This is a genomic window from Pseudomonas sp. ICBG1301 (assembly GCF_016918385.1).
In the GTDB taxonomy this organism is placed as follows: domain Bacteria; phylum Pseudomonadota; class Gammaproteobacteria; order Pseudomonadales; family Pseudomonadaceae; genus Aquipseudomonas; species Aquipseudomonas palleroniana.
In genome coordinates, this window is the sequence record NZ_JAEKGB010000005.1 from 443,967 (window position 1) to 463,397 (window position 19,431).

The window sequence follows — 19,431 nt, forward strand, 5'->3', positions numbered from 1 at the left end:
GGTAAAGCCGGCTTGGTCGCGCTTTGAAATCCACTGGAGAACCTCCTAAACTGGCTCACCACATTGCCCCCGACCTACGCAGTTTCGTTTAGTCCGCCTGTGACGGACCTGATCAGGACATCGACATGCGCCTGCCGGATTTCATTCTAGAAAACCTCGAACCCATCTTGCAGGCCTGGGAAGATTTCGCGAGAACGATCGAGACACCTGGCGCGGATCTCGACCGCAGTGCATTGCGCGACCATGCAGAGCAAATGCTGCGGGCGATCGTCGCCGACCTGCGAACCGCACAGACCGCACAAGAGCAGATTGATAAGTCGCATGGCCTGGGGCCGGTGGAAGAGCACGAAACCGCCGCTGAGACCCATGCAGTGGCTCGCTTACTGGCGGGCTTCACCATTGATCAAATGGTTTCTGAATATCGCGCCCTCAGGGCGAGCGTGCTCAGACAGTGGATGAGCCAGGTAAAAAATGGCACGTCACTGAATATTGATGATATGACCCGCTTCCACGAAGCGATTGACCAGGCTCTCGCGGAGTCTATCGCCAGTTACTCCCGAGCCGTTGATGTGTCGCGCAATATTTTCCTGGGCGTTCTCGGCCACGATTTGCGCACCCCGCTCGGGGCGATTTTACTGGGCAGCGACATTCTCAAGCATTCCGAGGGTCTCGGGGCGCGGGATGCCAAAGTCGCGACCCAGATACATACCAGCGTTACCCGGGCGAGCCGTATCGTTGGCGATTTGCTGGATCTGACACGCTGCCACATGGGGCCCGGTATTCCCGTCACCAAGACAGACCTGGACCTTTTACCGCTGTGCCGCAGAGTGGTGGAAGAAATCCAGGCATTTCATCCTGAAGCCAACGTGCTGTTTGTCGCGCGCACTGCGGTTCCTGGCAGGTTTGACGGCCCGCGATTGGAGCAGGTCTTTTCAAATATCATCAGCAACGCTGTGAGTCACGGCAATATCCAGCATCCCATAACCGTGCAGTTGTCGGTCACGGAGGACGTCGCGGTATTCAGCGTCCATAACAGCGGCCAACCGATACCTGAGGATGCCCTACCGTTTATCTTCAATCCCATGGGGCGTTTTTCTCAGCGCTCTACCACTGAAAACGGACCTACCGAAGGCTTGGGCCTGGGCCTGTTTATCGCGTCAGAAATCGTGACCGCCCATAAGGGCTCAATCGATGTCACTTCTGACGCAACGCAAGGCACTACTTTCCTGATAAAACTTCCGCTCACCGAGTGAGCGGTTCGCCCTGCGAAAAATCACTGCACGTCCCGTCGAAAAAATTGTACAAATTATTTTTATTGTACAAGTATAAGTGAGCAGCCAGGCATCCGTGCGCCCTCTCACCGTGGCTCCGGCATGCCTGCCCTATACGTTTCTCCATCACTGGAAACTGCTCGATGACTGCACATCGCCGCCTATGCCTGGTTCTGGGCGATCAATTGTCTTTCGACCTGGCCTCGCTGCAGGGCCTGGATAAAGAGCGCGATAGCGTACTGCTCGTCGAAGTGATGGAAGAGGCCCGCCACGTCCCTCACCACCCGCAGAAGATCGCCCTGGTCTTCAGCGCCATGCGCCACTTCGCCGAGGCATTGAAGCAGGCTGCAACGCAGGTCCACTACGTCACCCTTGATGATCCGAAGAACACAGGCTCGGTGCCGAGTGAGCTACAGCGCTGGCAGTCACTATTGCAGCCCGATGAACTGCACATCACCGAATGTGGCGATTGGCGCCTGGAACAGTCAATCCGTACGTGTGGCTTGGCGATTGAGTGGCATCGCGATAGTCGATTTCTCTGCAGCCGTGCCGAATTCGCCCGTTGGGCCGCAGACAAAAAACAGCTGCGCATGGAGTTTTTCTATCGAGAAATGCGCCGCAAAAACAGGATACTGCTCAACGGTGACGGCAGCCCGGTAGGCGGTGCGTGGAATTTTGATGCGGACAACCGCAAGCCCCTGCCCAAAGGAGTGCGGCCGCCTGCGCCGGCCCGCTTCCCGCCAGACACCCTCACCCAGGAAGTCCTTGCGCTGGTGGCTGAACACTTTTCCAACCACTACGGCACCCTGGCCAACTTCGACTACCCGGTCACTCATGCAGATGCGCAGGCTCTTTGGGATTACTTCCTCGATTGGGGGCTGGCGGCCTTCGGTGACTATCAGGACGCAATGGCCAGTGATGAGCCCTTTTTGTTTCATGCCCGTATCAGTGCCGCGCTCAATATCGGCCTGTTGGATGTTCGCCAACTGTGCAGCGATGTCGAGGCCGCCTATTGGTCGGACAACATCGCGCTGAATGCCGCTGAAGGCTTTATTCGCCAACTGATCGGGTGGCGGGAGTACGTCAGGGGCGTCTACTGGCTGAGGATGCCTCACTACGCCGACGGTAATGCGTTCGGCAATACAAGATCACTGCCGGAGTTCTATTGGACAGGCGCTACCCAGATGAACTGCATGCGCCAAGCCATCAACCAAAGTCTGGAGCACGCCTACGCTCATCACATTCAACGGTTGATGGTGACAGGCAATTTTGCCCTCTTGGCCGGTATCGCTCCGCCTCAGATATGCGAGTGGTACCTGGCGATCTACATGGATGCATTCGAATGGGTCGAGCTGCCAAACACCCTGGGCATGGTGATGCACGCCGACGGTGGGTACCTGGGCTCCAAACCTTACTGTGCGAGCGGTCAGTACATCAAACGCATGTCTGACTACTGTCGTACCTGTGCCTACAAGGTCAGTGAAAGCACCACAGAAGATGCTTGCCCTTTCAATGCGCTCTATTGGCACTTTCTCATGCGTCACGCTGACCTTCTGCGCGGCAATCACCGCATGGGCATGGTGTATAAAAACCTCGACCGCCTGACGGAGGCCAAGCAGCAGGCGCTCTGGCAACGGGGGCAGAGTCTGCTGGCCCGGCTGGATGAAGGTGAGTCATTTTGAAAAAGAGTGAGCTGCCGGTGAAAACCTGCGTGTCTTGCGGCCTCTCCTTTACCTGGCGAAAAAAGTGGGCCCGTTGCTGGAATGAAGTGCTTTACTGCTCGCAGCGCTGCCGGCGCAACAAGCCGGTGAAAAACTGAACCGGCGCATCCCTGCACACACGGGGCGAAGCGCTAACCAATCAACCCCAACTCCTGCGCCCGTGCCACCGCCTGAGTACGCCGCTCGACCCCCAGTTTGCTGTTGATGTGGCTGGCGTGGGTCTTGACGGTGTGCAGTGAAATAAACAGCTGATTGCTGATTTCCTGATTCGAACACCCCTGCGCGATCAATTGCAGGACCGCCCGCTCTCGGGCGCTCAGGGTTTCGTGAGCAGGCGAAGTTCCGGCCGGCATCACCACAGGAAGCAGCGCCAGCAAACTCTGGTTCAACAGGCCATGGGGGTCCCTGCCAAGTTGTTCGCGCATCCAGTCCGGGTAGTTTTCCAGCAAGCGCTGGAACGGTTGCAGCGCACCGCCCGCTCCGGCTTCCAAGGCTTGGACGAGGATGGACCGGGCCTTGGCTTCCTGGCCGCACTCCAGTAGCAAGTGCGCCTGCTGGGTCAGCGCCATCAGCGCGATCATCTGGCGCCCATCGTTATGAGCTTGCTGCGCCAACGCTTCAAGCCGTCGCAGCGAAGCCTCGGATTGATGGCGCGTTGCGTCCAGCGCGGCCTGCTGCAGCTCGATATGTTGCGGCAAGTGTGGATGAAACTCCGGCGCTGCGGCCGCGTGCTCGCCGTTGTAGGTCTGCCCCAGGCGGGTCAGCCAGGCATCGGCCAGGTCAGTGCGCCCCTGGATCAGCCACAGCTCACATTTGATCAGCGTGATCATCGCCAGATAGTAGATGGGTGGAACATCCCAGATATGCATCAGGCGCTCGGCCTCGGCCAGCTCGGCAAACGCCTTGGGGAAGTCCCCACGTCGCCCTTCGAAGTTGGCGATCACGCAATGCCCGATCAATACGCTGATATCCCGACAGGCACGGGCTTCCGCCAGCCCGGCACGCAACCGTGCGAGGCCGGCTTCGGGCTGGAAACGCACCAGCAGCAGGTAACCTTCATACAACGACAGCCGCGCACGCACGGCATACAACCGTTGTGGCGCCAGGTCATGCAGGCGCTGCAAGCCCTGGCGCACTTCGTCGAGCGAGCGCAGGATCTCGCCACGCGCCTGCAGTACCCGCGCCCGGTCGTAATGGGCCAGTGCTTCAAACAGGGGGTTGCCGACGCGTTGCGCCAGCTCCAGGGACTCTCGATTCAAGCCCCGGGCACGCCATAGGTCGGCATCGACGATGGCCAGGTTGGAGAGGGTCGACAGGCACATCAGGCGCTGGCCGTAGCGCTTGTGCGGCAGGCTTTCCAACGCCTCGCTGCAATAACGTTGAGTCGATTCGCGATCCCCGCGGCCACGGGCAATGATGCCGCTCAGCGCCAACCATTGGGCGAGCATGGATTTCTGTGCGGTCGCTGACGGCGCCGGCAGGAAGCGGCTGAGGTAGCTGGACAATTCCTCGGCCGCGTCCAGTTGGCAGGCCAGGCCCAAGGCCCAGCTATACAACACGATCAAGCGTGGCGTGCTGATCAGCAGGCTGTCGGGCAAGTCCATCTTCCAGCGCAGCAGCATGCCCACGTTCTGCTCGGCCAGCAGTTGCTCTTCAGACAGGTTTTGCACCAGGTTCGCCGCTACATCAAGATGGCCGGCCCGCAGTGCCTGCTCGACCGCCTCATCGATCAGGCCCTGGGCGTTGAACCACCGGCAGGCGCGCAGGTGAAGGCTGGCCAGGGGCAACGTGGCGCTCTTGGCACGACGCGTACGCAGCAGGTCGGAAAACAGATGGTGGTAGCGATACCAATGCCCCTGCTCGTCCAAAGGCACCAGGAAGACTTGATGAGCCAGCAGGTAGCGCAGGATTTCACCACTGTCATGGGCTTCGCGTACGGCATCGCATAGCTCGCTGCAAAAACGATCCTGAGGCGCCGTGTCATACAAAAATGCTTGCACCTCGACCGGCAGGCAGTCGATGACCTCCTCCAGCAGGTAATCCCGGATCAGCCCTTCCCCGCCGTGCAGGCTTTGCGGCAGCGCACCTTCGTTGCCGGCTTCGGACGCCGCCAGCAGCCAGAAACGCAGGCCGGCGACCCAACCTTCGCTGCGGCGAATCAGGTTATCCAGGGCCTCACCGCGCAATGAGCTGCTATGGCGGTCCAGCACCGCCAGGGACTCGTCATGAGTCAGGCGCAGGTCCTGCTCATGCAATTCCAGCAGGTGCCGTGACAAGCGCAATCGCGCCAGGTGCCAATCCGGACGCTGGCGACTGGTGACCAATACCACCAGGCCGTCAGGCAAATGATTGAGGAAAAATTGCAGGCAACGATCCAGCACCGGCCCCTGGGCCAAATGGTAGTCATCCAGTACCAGCAATAAAGGCGTCTGCGTGGACAGGTAGCCCGTCAGCTCATCCAGCAAACCGTCCAGCCACTCCTCGAAAGCAAAGGGCTGATGGCGTTGGCGCATTTTCAGCAGGCCGAGGGACTGGGCGCCGAGCTGCGGGAAGTATTGCTGCAAACCGTCGAGCAGGCGCTCAAGAAATCGACCAGGGTCGCTGTCCCGTGGGCTCAAACCCAACCACAGGCTCTGCCAGTGCGTGGGCAGGGCCTGGCAGAACTCGACCGCCAATGAGCTTTTGCCGAACCCGGCCGGCGCGCTGACCAGCAGCAATCGCCCCTCCAACCCGGCGCTCAAACGCTCGCACAAGCGCGGTCGCAGCACGTAGCCGTCAGGCAGCGGCGGCCTGTAGAAGCGCGCTTCCAGCGTCGGAATCGCTGCGCTCGCAGGCCCTTGGATTCGGGACAGATCAGTCATCGCCGGGCTCTTGTAGAAGGCTGTTGTCGGCATTGCAGATGTCCGCAGACTAGCGGTAAAAGCGGCGGGGTTGTAGATCTTTGCAACATTTACCTGAAAAAGAACTGCGACAAAAAATGTGGGAGGGGCCTGATGCCAGTCACTTAAAGGGTGGGATGTAGAACACATCATCTGTAGTGAGCGGCAGGTTCTCTTGACTGAGTAGCATTAGGGAGGGGGCCAGCCCCCTCCCACACTGGAACTCCGTTGCCGCTTAGCGCACACCGTCCTGGCGCAGGGCCGCTGGAGTGAAATCGCTGGTGGTGGCGGTGAAGCCGAAGTCATATGCCTGCTTCTCTTCGTTTTTCATGCCCAGCGCCAGGTAGCGGCCGGACTGCAGGTCGTAGAGGGTTTCCAGGGCGTACCACGGCACTTGCTTGTCGTAGTAGTTCTCGGCATGGGCTTCGGCGACACGCCACAGTTGGCCACGGCCGTCATAGTGGTCGATCACGGCGGCTTGCCAGGTATCTTCGTCGATGAAGAAGTCACGCTTGGCGTAGATGTGGCGCTGGCCTTCCTTCAAGGTGGCGACCACATGCCAGACGCGACGCAGCTCGTAGCGTGCCAGGTCCTGGTTGATGTGACCGGCCTTGATGATGTCGGCGTATTTGAGCTTGGGATCGTCGACCTTGTAGCTGTTGGAGGCGATGTAGAGTTCTTTCTTGCCTTCCAGTTTCCAGTCGTAGCGGTCCGGCGCGCCGTTGTACATGTCGAGGTTGTCGGAAGTGCGCAGGCCATCGGCGGCAGTACCCGGCCCGTCATAGGACACTTGCGGCGCCCGACGCACGCGGCGCTGACCCGCGTTGTAGACCCACGCCGAACGCGGTTCCTTCACCTGGTCCAGGGTCTCGTGCACCAGCAGCACGCCACCGGCCAGACGCGCCGGCGCGGTCACTTGCTGCTTGAAGTAGAACAGCACGTTGCCTGGGTTTTTCGGATCAAAGTCTTTCATCTTGTCGCGGAACACGAACTGATCGCGGAAATACACCAGGCTGTACGAACCGTTGGTTTGCGGCGTGGCCTGGGTTACCAGGCGGGTCACGCTGCCGCCCCGATAGCGGGTAATGTGGTTCCAGATGACTTCCACGCCGCTTTTTGGAATCGGGAACGGCACCGCGGTTTCGAAGTTTTCCAGGCCGTTGCCGCCGGAAACCAGGTTGGTGTGCGTGGCATTCTTCTTGATGGCTGCAAACACATCCGCCGGCACGGTCGCGCCGCGATGGGTCGGGTAGACCGGCATCTTGAAGGTGTCCGGGTAGCGCTTGAACATCGCGTACTGCCCGGGTGCCAGCTTGTCTTTGTACTGCTCGACGTTGGCTGCGGTGATGGTGAACTGCGGCTGTTCGTTGGCGTAGGGGTTGGCCAGGAAACCACGCGCATCCACGGCACCGGCATTGGTGGGCAGCGGCGACCATTTCGGAATGGTGCCCGCCGCGTTACCGGCCATTTCAGCGCCCATCGGGGTCAGGCTCGTGCCCAGCTTGGCGGCTTCATCCGCCGATACCGCCGCCATGACATTGCTCGCCAGGATCGACAGCCCCAGCACACCCACGTGCAACAGACTTTTTGTTATTTGCATATTCTGGTCTTCCTGAAAATACAGTGTGCTTAGAAGTTGGCGCCGACGCTCAGGGCGATGAAGTCGCGGTCATCCACCGTGCTGAACTTGCCACCAAAGAAGTTGGTGTAGGCCAGGCTGGCGGTATAAGTATTCTGGTACTCGGCATCCAGGCCCAGGCTGACAGCCTTGCGACCTTCTTCGAAGTTACCGCCGGGGCCGGGTGAATACCCCTTCACGTCATGCGACCAAGCCACGTTTGGCTTGAGGTTGACGCCCGCGAACACGTCCGGGTATTCCCAGATGGCTCGGGCGCGGTAGCCCCAGGACGTGGCTGTGGTGTAGCCATCATTGTTGCAGTTGGTGTTCAGGCCAGCGGCATTGGGCAGGCCCGCCCCCGTCGCGGTGGAATTGTTGAGCGCATTGCAGAAGCCACCCGGCAAGCTGCCAGGGCCGAAGACCGGATCGCGGCCATAGCGGGCTTGTGATTTGCTTTCCAGCCCCCCGACATGGGTCACCCCGATCTCACCGACGGTGGTCAGGCGGCTTGCGCCCATGACTTGGTCGAAGAAGTGCGTGAAGGTGGTCTGGAACTGCGTCACTTCCTTACGGTTGTAGCCATGCAGGTCCTGGCCCGGCGTACCTTTGAGCACGGAGGCGTTGCCAAAGCCAGGGATCGGCGTGACACCGGCGTACAGGATATCGGTGGTGCTCAATTGCACGGGGGCGTTTGGACGGTAGCTCAGTTCACCACTCCAGGCCGTGCCTGTCGGCAACGTGGTCGAGAAGCTCAAACCGTACAGGCGGATATCTTCCGGGTACTCGACGAAGTAGTTGGAACTGCCGGCCACGATCAATGGACGCAAGGCAGCCAGAGGCCCCAGAGGGCGGGTGTAAGCCGATGAAGGAGCACCTTGTGCACTGAAGATCGGCGCGCGGCTGTGGTAATTCATGAAGTACGCGCCGAACTCGGTATCCAGCGGCTCGAAGTTGTAGTGCATGGCCACGCCGAATTGGCCGCTGTCGCGGGCATCCCGGTCCGGACCGCGACGTACCAGTACGCCTTCGTTGTTGACGTCCACCCCCAGGGCATTGAGCGTCGGCAACGCAGCGCCCGGGATGGTCGAACGCTTGTTGAGCACACGCAGGTTGTTGTCACAGCCATCGGAAATCACGTCGGGCTGGGAGAAGAACGTGCCGCAGTTATCGGTCACCGTCTGGTCCCACTCCAGCTGATAAAACGCCTCAGCCGACAAGTTATCCGTCAATGATTGCGACACATAAAACATGTTGACCGGAATCAAGCCTTCCTTGATCTCGGCGCCCGGACGACGGAATGCGGACACGTCGATCGGGTTGATGGAGTTGATGCCGCCGCCGATGAAGGTACTTTCACCCCAGCTCACCACCTGTTTGCCGAAACGCACGTTGCCCGGCAAATCGGCGATGTTGTAGTTGTGATAAATGAAGGCATCGAGGATCTGCCCGCCGGAGGACTTGGCGCCTTCCTTGCGGTTGTTGTCGCTGATGTCCTTGAACGGACGGCTTTCGTCCTTGAGTTCGAAGTCGTACCAGTACTTGCCGCGCACAAACACGCCGGTGTCGCCGTATTTCAGTTCCAGGTCGTGGATGCCCTTGAAGATCTTCGAGAACGTTTCGCCGCGCTTGAAGTTCAAGTGGCCGTCATCAGAGGTCTGGGACAACCCCTTGCCGCCGTTGTTGGCACCGATCAGGTCTCGGTTAGGCTTGGCTGTCGACCAGCTCGCCCCCACGGAAAGCGACGAGTCAAAGCTCCCTTCGACTTCACCGATATTGAAACTGACGCCGAATGCGGGCCCGGCGAGCGTAGAAGCGAGACTGACGGCCAGAGGCAATCTCGCCCGGCGCCAGAACTGGTTTACTGAGGTCATCGACGCTACTCCATGTGCATTATTGTTATGGCAGTGAGTTCTTTCCTACAGATGCATGTAACGGCCGGGATACAACGATCCCAATGCCGTACGGCACCCGAGCCCCCATGGCCCGAAGCGGAGCATCCGTGAATAACTCTGGAAGGGACTATAGCCAGCAGGGGGGGAGCGCTTGATCCCTCTAAAGTGTGATTTGCATCACCAACCCGTCTGCCACAACCCTTTCGCCACACCGACGAAGATCGGCGTGGCAAGGATGGCTGAAAATCGATAAATCACAAGTGAAGGCTTGAGATAGAGCATTGCCGCGCCCGAGCGGGCGCGGCGAAGGGCGTCACAGGGTCGACAGGAACGTACTGTTGTTGGCCTGCCATTCGATGATGTCGATACGGATACGTTTTTTGTCGAGTTTTCCTACGCTGGTCTTGGGAATTTCAGTAACAACCGCGATCTGGCTTGGAATGGCCCACTTGCTCAAGTGGCCCAGTTCGACAAAAGGCTTGAGATGTTCCTTGAGCTCACGCGCACCTATCACATGGCCATCACGCACCACCAGCAACGCAAACGGGCGCTCGCCCCACTGCGGGTCGGCGATGCCTACCACTGCTACTTCACGTACCGCCGGGTGACGGCTGACCAGGTCTTCAAGTGCCAGGGAGGAGATCCATTCGCCCCCCGTCTTGATCACGTCCTTGATGCGATCGCGGATATCAATCACCCCGAAGGCGTCCAGGGTCGCCACGTCACCGGTGTGCATCCAGCCGCCGGCCCACAACTCGGCACCCTTCTGCGGCTCGTTGAAATAGCCTTCGCTGAGCCAAGGGGCGCGCAACACCAGCTCGCCCTGGGATTCGCCATCGGCGGGCAGGAAATTGCCGTCATCATCGATAATCGCCGCTTCCACCAACGGCCCGGGCACGCCGGCCTTGATGCGGTAGGTGGTGCGCTCGTCTTCACTGCCGGCCATCAGTTCTTCATTGAGGTGAGCACAGGACACCAGCGGCCCGGTCTCGGACATGCCGTACGCGGCGGTCAGTTGAATGCCCCGCGCCTTCGAGGCGTCATACAACGAGCGATTCAGCGCACTGCCGCCGATGACGATTTTCCAACCGCAGAAATCCACGCCCTGGGCGGCCTTGGCGTTGAGCACCATTTGCAGGATGGTCGGCACGCAGTGCGAGAAGGTGACTTTTTCCTTGCGCCACAGCTCCACCAGGTATTCCGGGTCATAGCGGCCGGGATAGACCTGTTTGAGCCCCAGCATGGTGGCTACATAGGGCAGGCCCCAGGCGTGTACATGGAACATCGGCGTGATCGGCATGTACACATCGTTGGTGCCCAGCAGGCGCACGCTGTCGACGCTGCCCATGATGGTTGCCACGCCCATGGTGTGCAGCACCAGTTGGCGATGAGTGAAGTACACACCTTTGGGGTTGCCGGTGGTGCCGGTGGTGTAGAAGGTGGTCGCGACCGAGTTCTCGTCGAAGTCCTGGAAGTCGTATTTCGGGCTGGCGGCGGCCAGCAGGCTTTCATACTCGCCCACCAGGTTCGGCAGCTCGGCGGTTTGGGCGTCACCATCGGTGAGCAGCAGGGTCTTGTCGACGGTGGTGAGGTGCCCGGCGATCGCCTGGTAAAGGCCCACGAACTCGCTGTTGACCAACACAAAGCGGTCTTCGGCGTGGTTCATGGTGTAGAGGATCTGCTCCGGCGACAGGCGCACGTTGATGGTGTGGATCACCGCACCGATCATCGGGATAGCGAACATGCACTCCAGATAACGGTGGCTGTCCCAATCCATGACCGCCACGGTGTCACCGGCCTTGACGCCGGCTTCGGTCAATACGTTGGCCAGCCGCGCGACCCGTTCGATCAAGGTCGGGTAGGTATAACGCAGCTTGTCACGGTAGATGATTTCCCGGGTTTTCTCGTAACGGGTGCCGGACATCAACAGGCGTTTGATCAACAGCGGGTACTGGTACGCACCTTCGGCGGGCGGGATAACGCGGGTCTGCAACATACTAATCCCTTATCTGACTGCACGGTCTTGGCTTGAAGACCTGCACTTTAGAGAGCTTATGTGTCAGCTAAATCAGCCAAAGGAATGATTTGCAGACCCCGGCGAATGCTAGCTTTAAGCCAGCATCCGACCACTGAAAAACTTATTTCATGCTGGTAAAGGCCAACTTCACACCGATGGCGATCAGTACCGCACCCATGGTGCGGTCGAACCAGTGGCCCATCCGCGCAAATCCGGCACGCACGCGCTGCTGGCTGAACAACATCGCCACCAGGCAGAACCACAGCGCCGTCGCCACCGCCAGGTACACGCCGTAACCCGCTTGAATGGCCAGCGGCGTCTGCGGGTTGATCACCACCGTGAACAACGAGAGGAAAAACAGGGTGGCCTTGGGATTCAAGCCATTGGTCACGAAACCTGCGGTAAATGCGCCACGCGGGGTGCGCTCGCCGGCTTCGCGGTGCAACTCGCCTTCGGCGGCAGGCTTGGCCGGCTGCGCACGCAATGCCTTGAAACCGATGTACAGCAGATACGCGGCGGCCGCCCATTTCAGCGCGTTGAACAGCACGATGGACTGCGACACGATCAAGCCGATGCCGAGCAACGAGTAACCTACGTGCAGGAAAATCGCCGAACCGACGCCCAGCGCCGTCCACGTCCCGGCGCGGCGGCCATGGGTTACGCTTTCGCGCACGACCACGGCGAAATCCGGGCCGGGGCTGGCCACTGCCAACAGGTGAATCAGCGCTACGGTCAAAAACTCGGCGACGTACATGCTTACTCCATTAAGTAACTGATTATTTCAACTGATAGGCTCGGCAGATTACGCCTTCGAACCTCGTCACAAAAGGTACAGTTGAGATGAACAATCGCCGCGCCGTCTTCCTTGATCACTCCTCTCTGGACTTGGGCGACCTCGACCTCGGCGAGTTGCGCAACAGCTTCAGTGAGCTGCAGCTGTTTACGGATACCACGCCACAGAATGTGCTTGAGCGCGTGCAAAACGCCCAGGTGGTGATCAGCAACAAGATCGTGCTCAACGCCGAAACCCTGGCAGCCTGCCCTGAACTGGAACTGATCCTGGTATCGGCCACCGGCACCAACAACGTCGACCTCGCCGCCGCCCGCGCCCATGGCATTACCGTGAGCAACTGCCAGGGCTACGGCACACCGTCGGTGGCGCAGCACACGATCATGTTACTGCTCAACCTGGCGACACGCTTGAAGGACTATCAACGCGATGTGGCGGCCGGCAAATGGCAGCAAGCCAAGCAGTTCTGCCTGCTGGACTACCCCATCGTCGAGCTGGAAGGCAAAACCCTCGGCCTGCTCGGCCATGGCGAACTGGGCGGCGCCGTGGCACGCCTGGCGCAAGCCTTCGGCATGCGTGTGGTGCTCGGCGCAATTCCCGGCCGCCCTGCCCGTGCCGACCGCGTACCGCTGGATGAATTGCTCGCACAGGTCGACGCGCTGACCTTGCACTGCCCACTCAATGAACACACCCGCGACTTTATCGGCGCCCGCGAACTGGCATTGCTCAAGCCCGGCGCCTTTATCGTCAATACCGCGCGCGGTGGCCTGATCAATGAACAGGCGCTGGCAGACGCGTTGCGCAGCGGCCACCTGGGCGGCGCAGCCACCGATGTGCTGAGTGTCGAGCCGCCGGTGCAGGGTAACCCGCTGCTGGCAGGCGACGTTCCTCGATTGATCGTCACGCCGCACAATGCCTGGGGCAGCCGCGAAGCTCGACAGCGGATCGTCGGCCAATTGGTGGAAAATGCCCAAGGCTTTTTCAACGGCGCCCCGTTGCGCGTCGTCAGTTGATAAACTGCGCCCCTTTTCAAGGAGCAGACCATGGATCCGCGCAGTGAAGTACTGCTTCGTCAGGCCGAACTTTTTCAAGGCAACCTGCTGCTGGTCGGTTTGCCTGCCGACGACCTGCTGGGTCGCCTGCCCAACGCCCACGGTTGGTGCTGGCATGCCGGCGACCAGGCCGCGCTCGATGCACGCTTCCCCGAGCGCAGCCAGTTCGGTGTGAACGTGCCCGAGCGCTCGTTCGACGCGGCAGTGATCTTCCTGCCCAAGTCCAAGGACCTCACCGACTACCTGCTCAACGCCGTGGCCGCACGCCTGCCCGGCGCCGAGCTGTTTCTGGTCGGGGAGAAAAAAGGCGGTATCGAAAGTGCCGCCAAACAGATGATCCCCTTCGGCAAACCGCGCAAGCTCGATAGCGCACGGCATTGCCAACTGTGGCAGGTCACCGTGGCCAATGCCCCGCAAGCGGTCGAGCTGGAAAGCCTGGCGCAGGTGTTCGACGTAACGCTGGCCGAAGGGCCGCTCAAGGTCGTAAGCCTGCCGGGCGTGTTCAGCCATGGGCGCCTGGATCGCGGCACCGAGCTGTTGCTGGAGCATCTGGACAAGCTGCCTGGCGGTCACTTGCTCGACTTTGGTTGCGGCGCCGGTGTGCTGGGGGCGGCCGTCAAGCGGCGCTACCCGCACAACAGCGTCACGTTGCTCGACGTGGACGCATTTGCCGCTGCCAGCAGTCGCCTGACATTGGCTGCCAATGGCCTGGAAGCCGAGGTATTGACCGGTGATGGTATCGACGCCGCACCGATGGGTTTGAACGCAATCCTGAGCAACCCACCGTTCCATGTCGGGGTGCATACCGATTATTTCGCCACCGAGAACCTGCTGCGAAAAGCCGCGAAACACCTGGCAAAAGGCGGCGAACTTCGGTTAGTCGCCAACAGCTTCCTGAAGTATCAGCCGCTGATCGAAGAGCATCTTGGGGTCTGTGCGATCAAGGCCGAAGGCAACGGCTTTCGCATTTACCGTGCCAAGCGCGGCTGACGGGCGTTTGAAAAAGAACGCTTGCCGAATGGATTTTGCCTAGGCAGAATCCGCTCCGTCCTAGGGGAGTAGTCTCCCACGAGCGTCACGCTCGTCCGGCATACGTCAACATACTTGGTCAGCAGGCCATGGCGTATGCGACCCAGGAGTCCGCACAGACGGACCGGGGTTTGACAAGACCTATGACACGCACACCTTACCCGGGGCGGGAAGGCTGTACGTGTCATAGCCGTGTCGACCCGCCCCTGGAAGCCTACCTGATGCTGGATTCATTACTCGTTCCTACCGCAATCGTTGCCTTGGCCGAAATCGGCGACAAGACGCAACTGCTCGCGCTCATCCTCGCCGCACGCTTTCGCAAGCCCTGGCCGATCATCGCCGGTATCGTCGCCGCGACCTTGGCCAACCATGCGGCCGCCGGTGCCGTGGGGGCCTGGTTCGGTAGTTTCTTCTCGGATGCGGTGCTGCACTGGATCCTGGCGGCGAGCTTCTGCGCCACGGCACTGTGGACGTTGGTGCCGGACAAGCTCGACGATGACGAAGCCAGTACCACACGCAAGTTCGGGCCATTCCTGACCACCTTGATCGCATTCTTCCTCGCCGAGATCGGCGACAAGACGCAGATCGCCACAGTGATGCTGGCGGCGCAGTATCCGGAGTTGTGGCTGGTGATCATCGGCACCACCCTGGGCATGCTGATTGCCAACGTGCCGGTTGTATTGGCGGGGAATTTTGCAGCCGAAAAGCTGCCGCTGACCTTGATTCGTCGACTGGCGGCTTCGGCGTTTTTCATCCTGGCGATCGTGGCGGTGTACAAGGCCATGCAAAGCAGCGGTTGGATCTAAGGCTGTAAACCCCAACCCATTGTGGGAGGGGGCTTGCTCCCGATGGCGGTGAATCAGTCAACATATATATCGACTGAAATACTGCCATCGGGAGCAAGCCCCCTCCCACACTTGGATCTTCACAAGGTTCGGAGTATCAGGATTTCCGGGCCTGCTGGTAGAGCGGCATCACCTTCGGAATGGCCGCCTGCAGCGAGGCGATCCGGCTGTCGGACGCCGGGTGAGTACTCATGAACTCCGGTGGCGCGCCCTCTGAAGCCTTGGCCATCTTGTTCCACAGCGTGATGGCGGCGTTCGGGTTGTAACCGGCACGTGCCGAAAGCTCCAGGCCGATCAGGTCCGCTTCGTTTTCGTTGGCGCGGCTGTTAGGCAAGGTCATGCCATAGTTGGCGACCGTATCGGCCAGCGCCAGGCTGTCCTGGCCCAGGCCAAACAATGCACCGGCGCCCTGCTTGGCCATCTGGATGCCATACGCCTTGGACATGGCTTCGCGGCCGTGTTCACGCAAGGCGTGGGCAATCTCATGGCCCATTACGGCAGCCAGCTCGTCATCGGTGAGCTTGAGATTGTCGATCAACGCGCTGTACACGAAGATCTTGCCGCCAGGCCCGCAGTTGGCGTTCATCTCATCGCTCTTGATCAGGTTCACTTCCCACTGCCACTGCGCCGCATCCGGGCGGAAGTTCGGCGCCTGGGCGATCAAGCGGTTGGCGATGGCCTGCACGCGCTTGGCGTTGGTGCTGGTCTTGTCGACCAACCCCTTGCCGCTCGCCTCACCCAACGTCTGCTGGTAAGACTGGGCATACATCTGGTCGACTTCCTGACTCGACAGCATGCTGAACATGTACTGCTTACGCTCCACACCCACGGCGCCACCACTGGTGGTGTTGACCGACTGGCAACCTGCGAGCAACACCGCTGAACTGAGTAGACTTACCGCCAATGTTTTCTTCATGACACTCTCCCTGAAAATCTGGCGCATATCGTAGGCGGTCATTTATATCGACGCCAGATACAACAGACGTTTAACCGCTGATTTTCGGATACATCTCACAACGCCAGCCATCATCGCATTTGCGACACCCCCCACTCATTTGCAGGACAAGCCTTAAGACTCCCTCCGGCATGGCCGATATAACAATAAGCCCAACCTCTCTGCGCCCGGAGCCTTCATGAAATTCAAGTCGATTCAGTTTTCTGTCGCGGCACTCACCGGCGCCATCGTGCTGAGCGTGGTCGCCGTGCTGGTGCTCTACGCCTTGTTTTCCGGTGCGCGCACCCAGGAGATGGTGCAGGAACGCACTCAAACCCAATTCAAGCAAATCATCAAGGAGCGCCTCACCGCGCTGGCACAGACCCAGGCCACACTGATCCAGCGTGAACTGGAGGCGCCACTGGTGACCGCCAAAGGTTTGGCCACCACCAACGCCCTGCTCGGCATGAAGGACGCCAAGGGCGAACCCGCGCTGCAGATCGGCCGCGAGCAATTGATCAGCCTGCTGCATGAAACGGTGGTGCGTAACCCGAAAATCCTCGGCGCCTACATCGGCTGGGAACCCAATGCAATCGACCATAACGATGCCAATTATGTAAACAGCCCGATCGTCGGCATGGGCACCGACGGCCGCTTTCTACCCTGGTGGTACCGCAACGCCGATGGCAGCCTGGGCCTGGACAAACTCGCCGACGTCAACGACCAGAGCATTCTCTCCACCGGCATACGCGCCAGCGAGTACTACTTGTGCTCCAAGGAAAGCCAGAAACCCTGCGCCATCGACCCTGCCCCCTATAAGGTCGGCAATGCCATGGTGATGCTGGCGTCGTTCATCGAGCCGATCATGATCGACGGCAAGTTCCAGGGCATCGTCGGTGCCGACCTGTCGGTGAACTTTATCCAGGACATGCTGACTCGCGCCGACCAGAACCTCTACGACGGCGCCGGCGAATTGGCGCTGATCTCCAACAATGGACGCCTGGTGGCCTACACCAAGGACTCAAGCAAACTCGGCGAGAAAGCCAGTGACCTGCTCGACAGCAGTGAGCTGTCCAATCTTGGCCAATTGAAGGTTGGCGAAGTGCGCTACGACATCGACAAGGAACACGGGCATATCGAGTTGCTCCTGCCGTTCAATATCGGCCAGACCGACGCGCGCTGGACCTTGATGCTGCAACTGCCCCTGAGCGCCGTGATGGCGGATTCGAACGCGCTGCAAAATGACCTGCAGGCCCAGCGCAAGGCGGACATCTTCGGCATGGCCATGGTCGGCCTGGTGATCGCCGGCCTCGGCCTGCTGGTGATCTGGCTGGTCGGCCACGGCATCGCCCGCCCACTCAGACAAATGGTGGCCATGCTCAACGATATCGCCCAGGGCGAAGGCGACCTCACACGCCGCCTGAGCAGTGACCGTGCCGACGAGTTGGGCGCGATTGCCAGCGGCTTCAATACCTTCCTGATCAAGCTGCAAGGCATGATTACGCAAGTGGTGAGCTCGGTGCAGAAGGTCAGCGACTCGTCGGAACACACCGCTGACATTGCGATCCGCACCAACCAGGGCGTGCACAAACAAATGGTCGAGATCGACCAGGTGGCAACCGCCGTGCACGAGATGACCGCCACCGCACAGGATGTGGCGCGCAACGCTACCCAGGCCGCGCAAGCCGCCAGCCATGCCGACCAGGCCGCAAGCCAGGGGATGCGTATTGTGCGTGATACCTCCTCCTCCATCGGTGCGCTCGCAGAGGAAATCGGCAAAGCCGTGGGCGTGGTCCAGACCCTGGCCAAGGACAGCGAGAACATCAATGCGATCCTCACGGCGATTCGCGGGATTGCCGAGCAGACCAACCTGCTCGCGCTCAACGCGGCCATCGAAGCGGCCCGGGCCGGCGAACAAGGCCGTGGTTTTGCCGTGGTCGCCGATGAGGTGCGCAACCTGGCGCAGAAAACCCAGAAGGCCACCGAAGAAATCCAGGCCATGATCCAGCAGTTGCAACAAGGTACCCGCGATGTGGTACGGGTGATGGAAGACAGCCAAAACCGCACCGATGAAAGCGTGCAACACGCAGCCAAGGCGGCTGAGGCGCTTGAGACCATCACCCAGGCGGTGTCGGTGATCAACGACATGAACACCCAGATCGCCAGTGCTGCCGAGGAACAAAGCGCGGTGGCCGAGGACATCAATCGCAATGTGATCAATATTGGCCAGGTGGCCAATGAAGTCGCGGGCGGTGCGGATGAGTCCAGCACGGCCAGCGCGGACCTGACCAAACTGGCTGAACAGCAGCGGCGCTTGATCAACCAGTTCAAGGTTTGAGATTTGCGGCGACTTTGAGGCCCCATCGGGAGCAAGCCCCCTCCCACAGTTCAAGGTGTGGGTACATTCAAATGTGGGGCTTGCTCCCGATGAGGCCGGTCAATCCCACCACTAGGCCGGGGTCAGGCACTCCGGCCCGTTGAGCTTGGGATCGTTGACCATATTGGCCAGGACCCGCTCACGCAATGCGGCGGGCGCACTGGCCAGCAGGGCCTGCAGGGCAGGCAGGGAGGTTTCGGGATTGAGCCAGGCCTCCTGCCCCTGCGCGTCCAGAATCAACGGACGCCGCTGGTTTTGTGCAGCCTGGGTCACCACCGCCGTACTCAGCCAGACCTGCTCCTGCACCGGGTACGCTTCCCAGATGGCGGCAAAAAACAACGTGGAGCCCTCCCCCGGCGTCAGCCAATACGGGCGCTTGCGCTGGGTGCCTCGCCATTCATAAAACCCGTTGGCCGGCAGCAGGCAGCGACGCTGGCGAAAGGCTTCGCGAAACATCGGTTGTTCGGCCAGGGTCTCGGCGCGGGCGTGGGCCGGGGTGCGCGACAGATCGGTCAGCCAGGGTGGCGTGAGGCCCCAGCGCGCACGCGCCAGCGTACGCTGACCCTCACTCAGGCGCTGGATCAGCACCGAGTCATTGGGGGAGATATTCCACTGGGCCTGCTGATCCACCGGAAAGCCCGGCAGGGCAGCAAACGATGAGTTCCAGCGAAACAAGGCATAACGTCCACACATGGGGTAACACGACTCTTGGGTAAACCGACCGACAGCCTAACAGACCAGCACGTCGGGGAAGCTGTCGGGTTCTTCACCGGGCAGGGGTTGGGCGCCGATGTAGGCAGTAATCAGCTCACGGGCATAGGCGGCCTGATCGTTGTCCACTTCCAGGCCCAGCAGTCCGAAAATCGGCAGTTCCCCCGTACCGCCGAGCAAATGGCGCCCCACCAGATGCGCCTCGATACCTTCGCTGGCAAGCATCTGTTGCAGCAGCTCGCCTTCCATCAGGTTTTCCGGTTCGTAGATTCGCTGCATGCGCGCACCTGTTATT

General features: G+C 60.3%; 15 protein-coding genes and 1 riboswitch. Of the genes, 7 read left to right on the top strand and 8 right to left on the bottom strand.

Annotated features, from left to right (window positions below):
* Window positions 1-125: 125 nt before the first annotated feature.
* The 3 genes from JBE38_RS14985 (at window position 126) to JBE38_RS14995 (ending at window position 3,090) form a co-directional block, all read left to right on the top strand.
* A complete protein-coding gene (locus tag JBE38_RS14985) occupies window positions 126-1,253 on the top strand; it encodes a sensor histidine kinase (RefSeq protein ID WP_205344572.1) in 1,128 nt (375 codons plus the stop codon).
* Window positions 1,254-1,414: 161 nt separating this feature from the next.
* Window positions 1,415-2,953 (top strand): cryptochrome/photolyase family protein, encoded by a 1,539-nt coding sequence (locus JBE38_RS14990; protein WP_205344573.1) that lies wholly within the window; start codon window positions 1,415-1,417, stop codon window positions 2,951-2,953.
* Window positions 2,950-3,090 (top strand): DUF2256 domain-containing protein, encoded by a 141-nt coding sequence (locus tag JBE38_RS14995; RefSeq protein WP_081086983.1) that lies wholly within the window; start codon window positions 2,950-2,952, stop codon window positions 3,088-3,090. The genes JBE38_RS14990 and JBE38_RS14995 overlap by 4 nt, the downstream gene beginning before the upstream one ends.
* 33 nt (window positions 3,091-3,123) lie before the next feature.
* Here JBE38_RS14995 and JBE38_RS15000 read toward each other — a convergent pair whose 3' ends face one another.
* The 5 genes from JBE38_RS15000 to JBE38_RS15020 form a co-directional block, all read right to left on the bottom strand.
* On the bottom strand, window positions 3,124-5,853 hold the full coding sequence (locus tag JBE38_RS15000; protein WP_205344574.1) for a LuxR C-terminal-related transcriptional regulator: 2,730 nt from the start codon (window positions 5,851-5,853) through the stop codon (window positions 3,124-3,126).
* A 253-nt stretch (window positions 5,854-6,106) separates the two neighbouring features.
* Window positions 6,107-7,471 carry a DUF1329 domain-containing protein gene (locus tag JBE38_RS15005; RefSeq protein ID WP_060754978.1) on the bottom strand — a complete coding sequence of 455 codons (1,365 nt, stop codon included), beginning with the start codon at window positions 7,469-7,471 and terminating at the stop codon, window positions 6,107-6,109.
* 29 nt (window positions 7,472-7,500) lie between these two features.
* Entirely contained in the window at window positions 7,501-9,360 is a 1,860-nt protein-coding gene (locus JBE38_RS15010; protein WP_060754977.1) for a DUF1302 domain-containing protein, read from the bottom strand.
* A 334-nt stretch (window positions 9,361-9,694) separates the two neighbouring features.
* On the bottom strand, window positions 9,695-11,377 hold the full coding sequence (locus JBE38_RS15015) for a fatty acid--CoA ligase (RefSeq protein ID WP_205344575.1): 1,683 nt from the start codon (window positions 11,375-11,377) through the stop codon (window positions 9,695-9,697).
* Window positions 11,378-11,519: 142 nt separating this feature from the next.
* Window positions 11,520-12,152 (bottom strand): LysE family translocator, encoded by a 633-nt coding sequence (locus JBE38_RS15020; RefSeq protein ID WP_060754975.1) that lies wholly within the window; start codon window positions 12,150-12,152, stop codon window positions 11,520-11,522.
* An 86-nt stretch (window positions 12,153-12,238) separates the two neighbouring features.
* On the opposite strand from JBE38_RS15020, the gene JBE38_RS15025 reads away from it, so the two are divergent.
* The 3 genes from JBE38_RS15025 (at window position 12,239) to JBE38_RS15035 (ending at window position 15,075) form a co-directional block, all read left to right on the top strand.
* Window positions 12,239-13,201, top strand: coding sequence for a 2-hydroxyacid dehydrogenase (locus JBE38_RS15025; protein ID WP_205344576.1), 963 nt, complete (start codon window positions 12,239-12,241; stop codon window positions 13,199-13,201).
* 30 nt (window positions 13,202-13,231) lie between these two features.
* Window positions 13,232-14,230 (top strand): class I SAM-dependent methyltransferase, encoded by a 999-nt coding sequence (locus tag JBE38_RS15030; RefSeq protein ID WP_205344577.1) that lies wholly within the window; start codon window positions 13,232-13,234, stop codon window positions 14,228-14,230.
* A 50-nt stretch (window positions 14,231-14,280) separates the two neighbouring features.
* Window positions 14,281-14,402, top strand: a riboswitch (yybP-ykoY riboswitch).
* 88 nt (window positions 14,403-14,490) lie between these two features.
* A complete protein-coding gene (locus JBE38_RS15035) occupies window positions 14,491-15,075 on the top strand; it encodes a TMEM165/GDT1 family protein (RefSeq protein ID WP_016978300.1) in 585 nt (194 codons plus the stop codon).
* Window positions 15,076-15,211: 136 nt separating this feature from the next.
* Here the strand turns inward: JBE38_RS15035 and JBE38_RS15040 are convergent, their stop codons facing one another.
* Window positions 15,212-16,030 carry a M48 family metallopeptidase gene (locus JBE38_RS15040; RefSeq protein WP_060754981.1) on the bottom strand — a complete coding sequence of 273 codons (819 nt, stop codon included), beginning with the start codon at window positions 16,028-16,030 and terminating at the stop codon, window positions 15,212-15,214.
* A gap of 217 nt (window positions 16,031-16,247) precedes the next feature.
* Here JBE38_RS15040 and JBE38_RS15045 point away from each other — a divergent pair, with 217 nt between their 5' ends.
* Entirely contained in the window at window positions 16,248-18,386 is a 2,139-nt protein-coding gene (locus JBE38_RS15045) for a methyl-accepting chemotaxis protein (RefSeq protein WP_205344578.1), read from the top strand.
* Window positions 18,387-18,497: 111 nt separating this feature from the next.
* Here JBE38_RS15045 and JBE38_RS15050 read toward each other — a convergent pair whose 3' ends face one another.
* Together JBE38_RS15050 and JBE38_RS15055 are read right to left on the bottom strand one after the other, a co-directional pair.
* Complete coding sequence (locus JBE38_RS15050) at window positions 18,498-19,118, bottom strand: SOS response-associated peptidase (protein WP_205344579.1); 621 nt, start codon at window positions 19,116-19,118, stop codon at window positions 18,498-18,500.
* Between the two features lie 36 nt (window positions 19,119-19,154).
* Window positions 19,155-19,415 carry a putative signal transducing protein gene (locus JBE38_RS15055; protein WP_060754970.1) on the bottom strand — a complete coding sequence of 87 codons (261 nt, stop codon included), beginning with the start codon at window positions 19,413-19,415 and terminating at the stop codon, window positions 19,155-19,157.
* Window positions 19,416-19,431 lie beyond the last annotated feature (16 nt).

Bases quoted from the DNA above. Each gene is read 5' to 3' on its own strand.
- JBE38_RS14985 (WP_205344572.1), top strand. From the start codon at position 126: ATGCGCCTGCCGGATTTCATTCTAGAAAACCTCGAACCCATCTTGCAG.
- JBE38_RS14990 (WP_205344573.1), top strand. From the start codon at position 1,415: ATGACTGCACATCGCCGCCTATGCCTGGTTCTGGGCGATCAATTGTCT.
- JBE38_RS15000 (WP_205344574.1), bottom strand. From the start codon at position 5,853: ATGACTGATCTGTCCCGAATCCAAGGGCCTGCGAGCGCAGCGATTCCG.
- JBE38_RS15005 (WP_060754978.1), bottom strand. From the start codon at position 7,471: ATGCAAATAACAAAAAGTCTGTTGCACGTGGGTGTGCTGGGGCTGTCG.
- JBE38_RS15010 (WP_060754977.1), bottom strand. From the start codon at position 9,360: ATGACCTCAGTAAACCAGTTCTGGCGCCGGGCGAGATTGCCTCTGGCC.
- JBE38_RS15015 (WP_205344575.1), bottom strand. From the start codon at position 11,377: ATGTTGCAGACCCGCGTTATCCCGCCCGCCGAAGGTGCGTACCAGTAC.
- JBE38_RS15020 (WP_060754975.1), bottom strand. From the start codon at position 12,152: ATGTACGTCGCCGAGTTTTTGACCGTAGCGCTGATTCACCTGTTGGCA.
- JBE38_RS15025 (WP_205344576.1), top strand. From the start codon at position 12,239: ATGAACAATCGCCGCGCCGTCTTCCTTGATCACTCCTCTCTGGACTTG.
- JBE38_RS15030 (WP_205344577.1), top strand. From the start codon at position 13,232: ATGGATCCGCGCAGTGAAGTACTGCTTCGTCAGGCCGAACTTTTTCAA.
- JBE38_RS15035 (WP_016978300.1), top strand. From the start codon at position 14,491: ATGCTGGATTCATTACTCGTTCCTACCGCAATCGTTGCCTTGGCCGAA.
- JBE38_RS15040 (WP_060754981.1), bottom strand. From the start codon at position 16,030: ATGAAGAAAACATTGGCGGTAAGTCTACTCAGTTCAGCGGTGTTGCTC.
- JBE38_RS15045 (WP_205344578.1), top strand. From the start codon at position 16,248: ATGAAATTCAAGTCGATTCAGTTTTCTGTCGCGGCACTCACCGGCGCC.
- JBE38_RS15050 (WP_205344579.1), bottom strand. From the start codon at position 19,118: ATGTGTGGACGTTATGCCTTGTTTCGCTGGAACTCATCGTTTGCTGCC.
- JBE38_RS15055 (WP_060754970.1), bottom strand. From the start codon at position 19,415: ATGCAGCGAATCTACGAACCGGAAAACCTGATGGAAGGCGAGCTGCTG.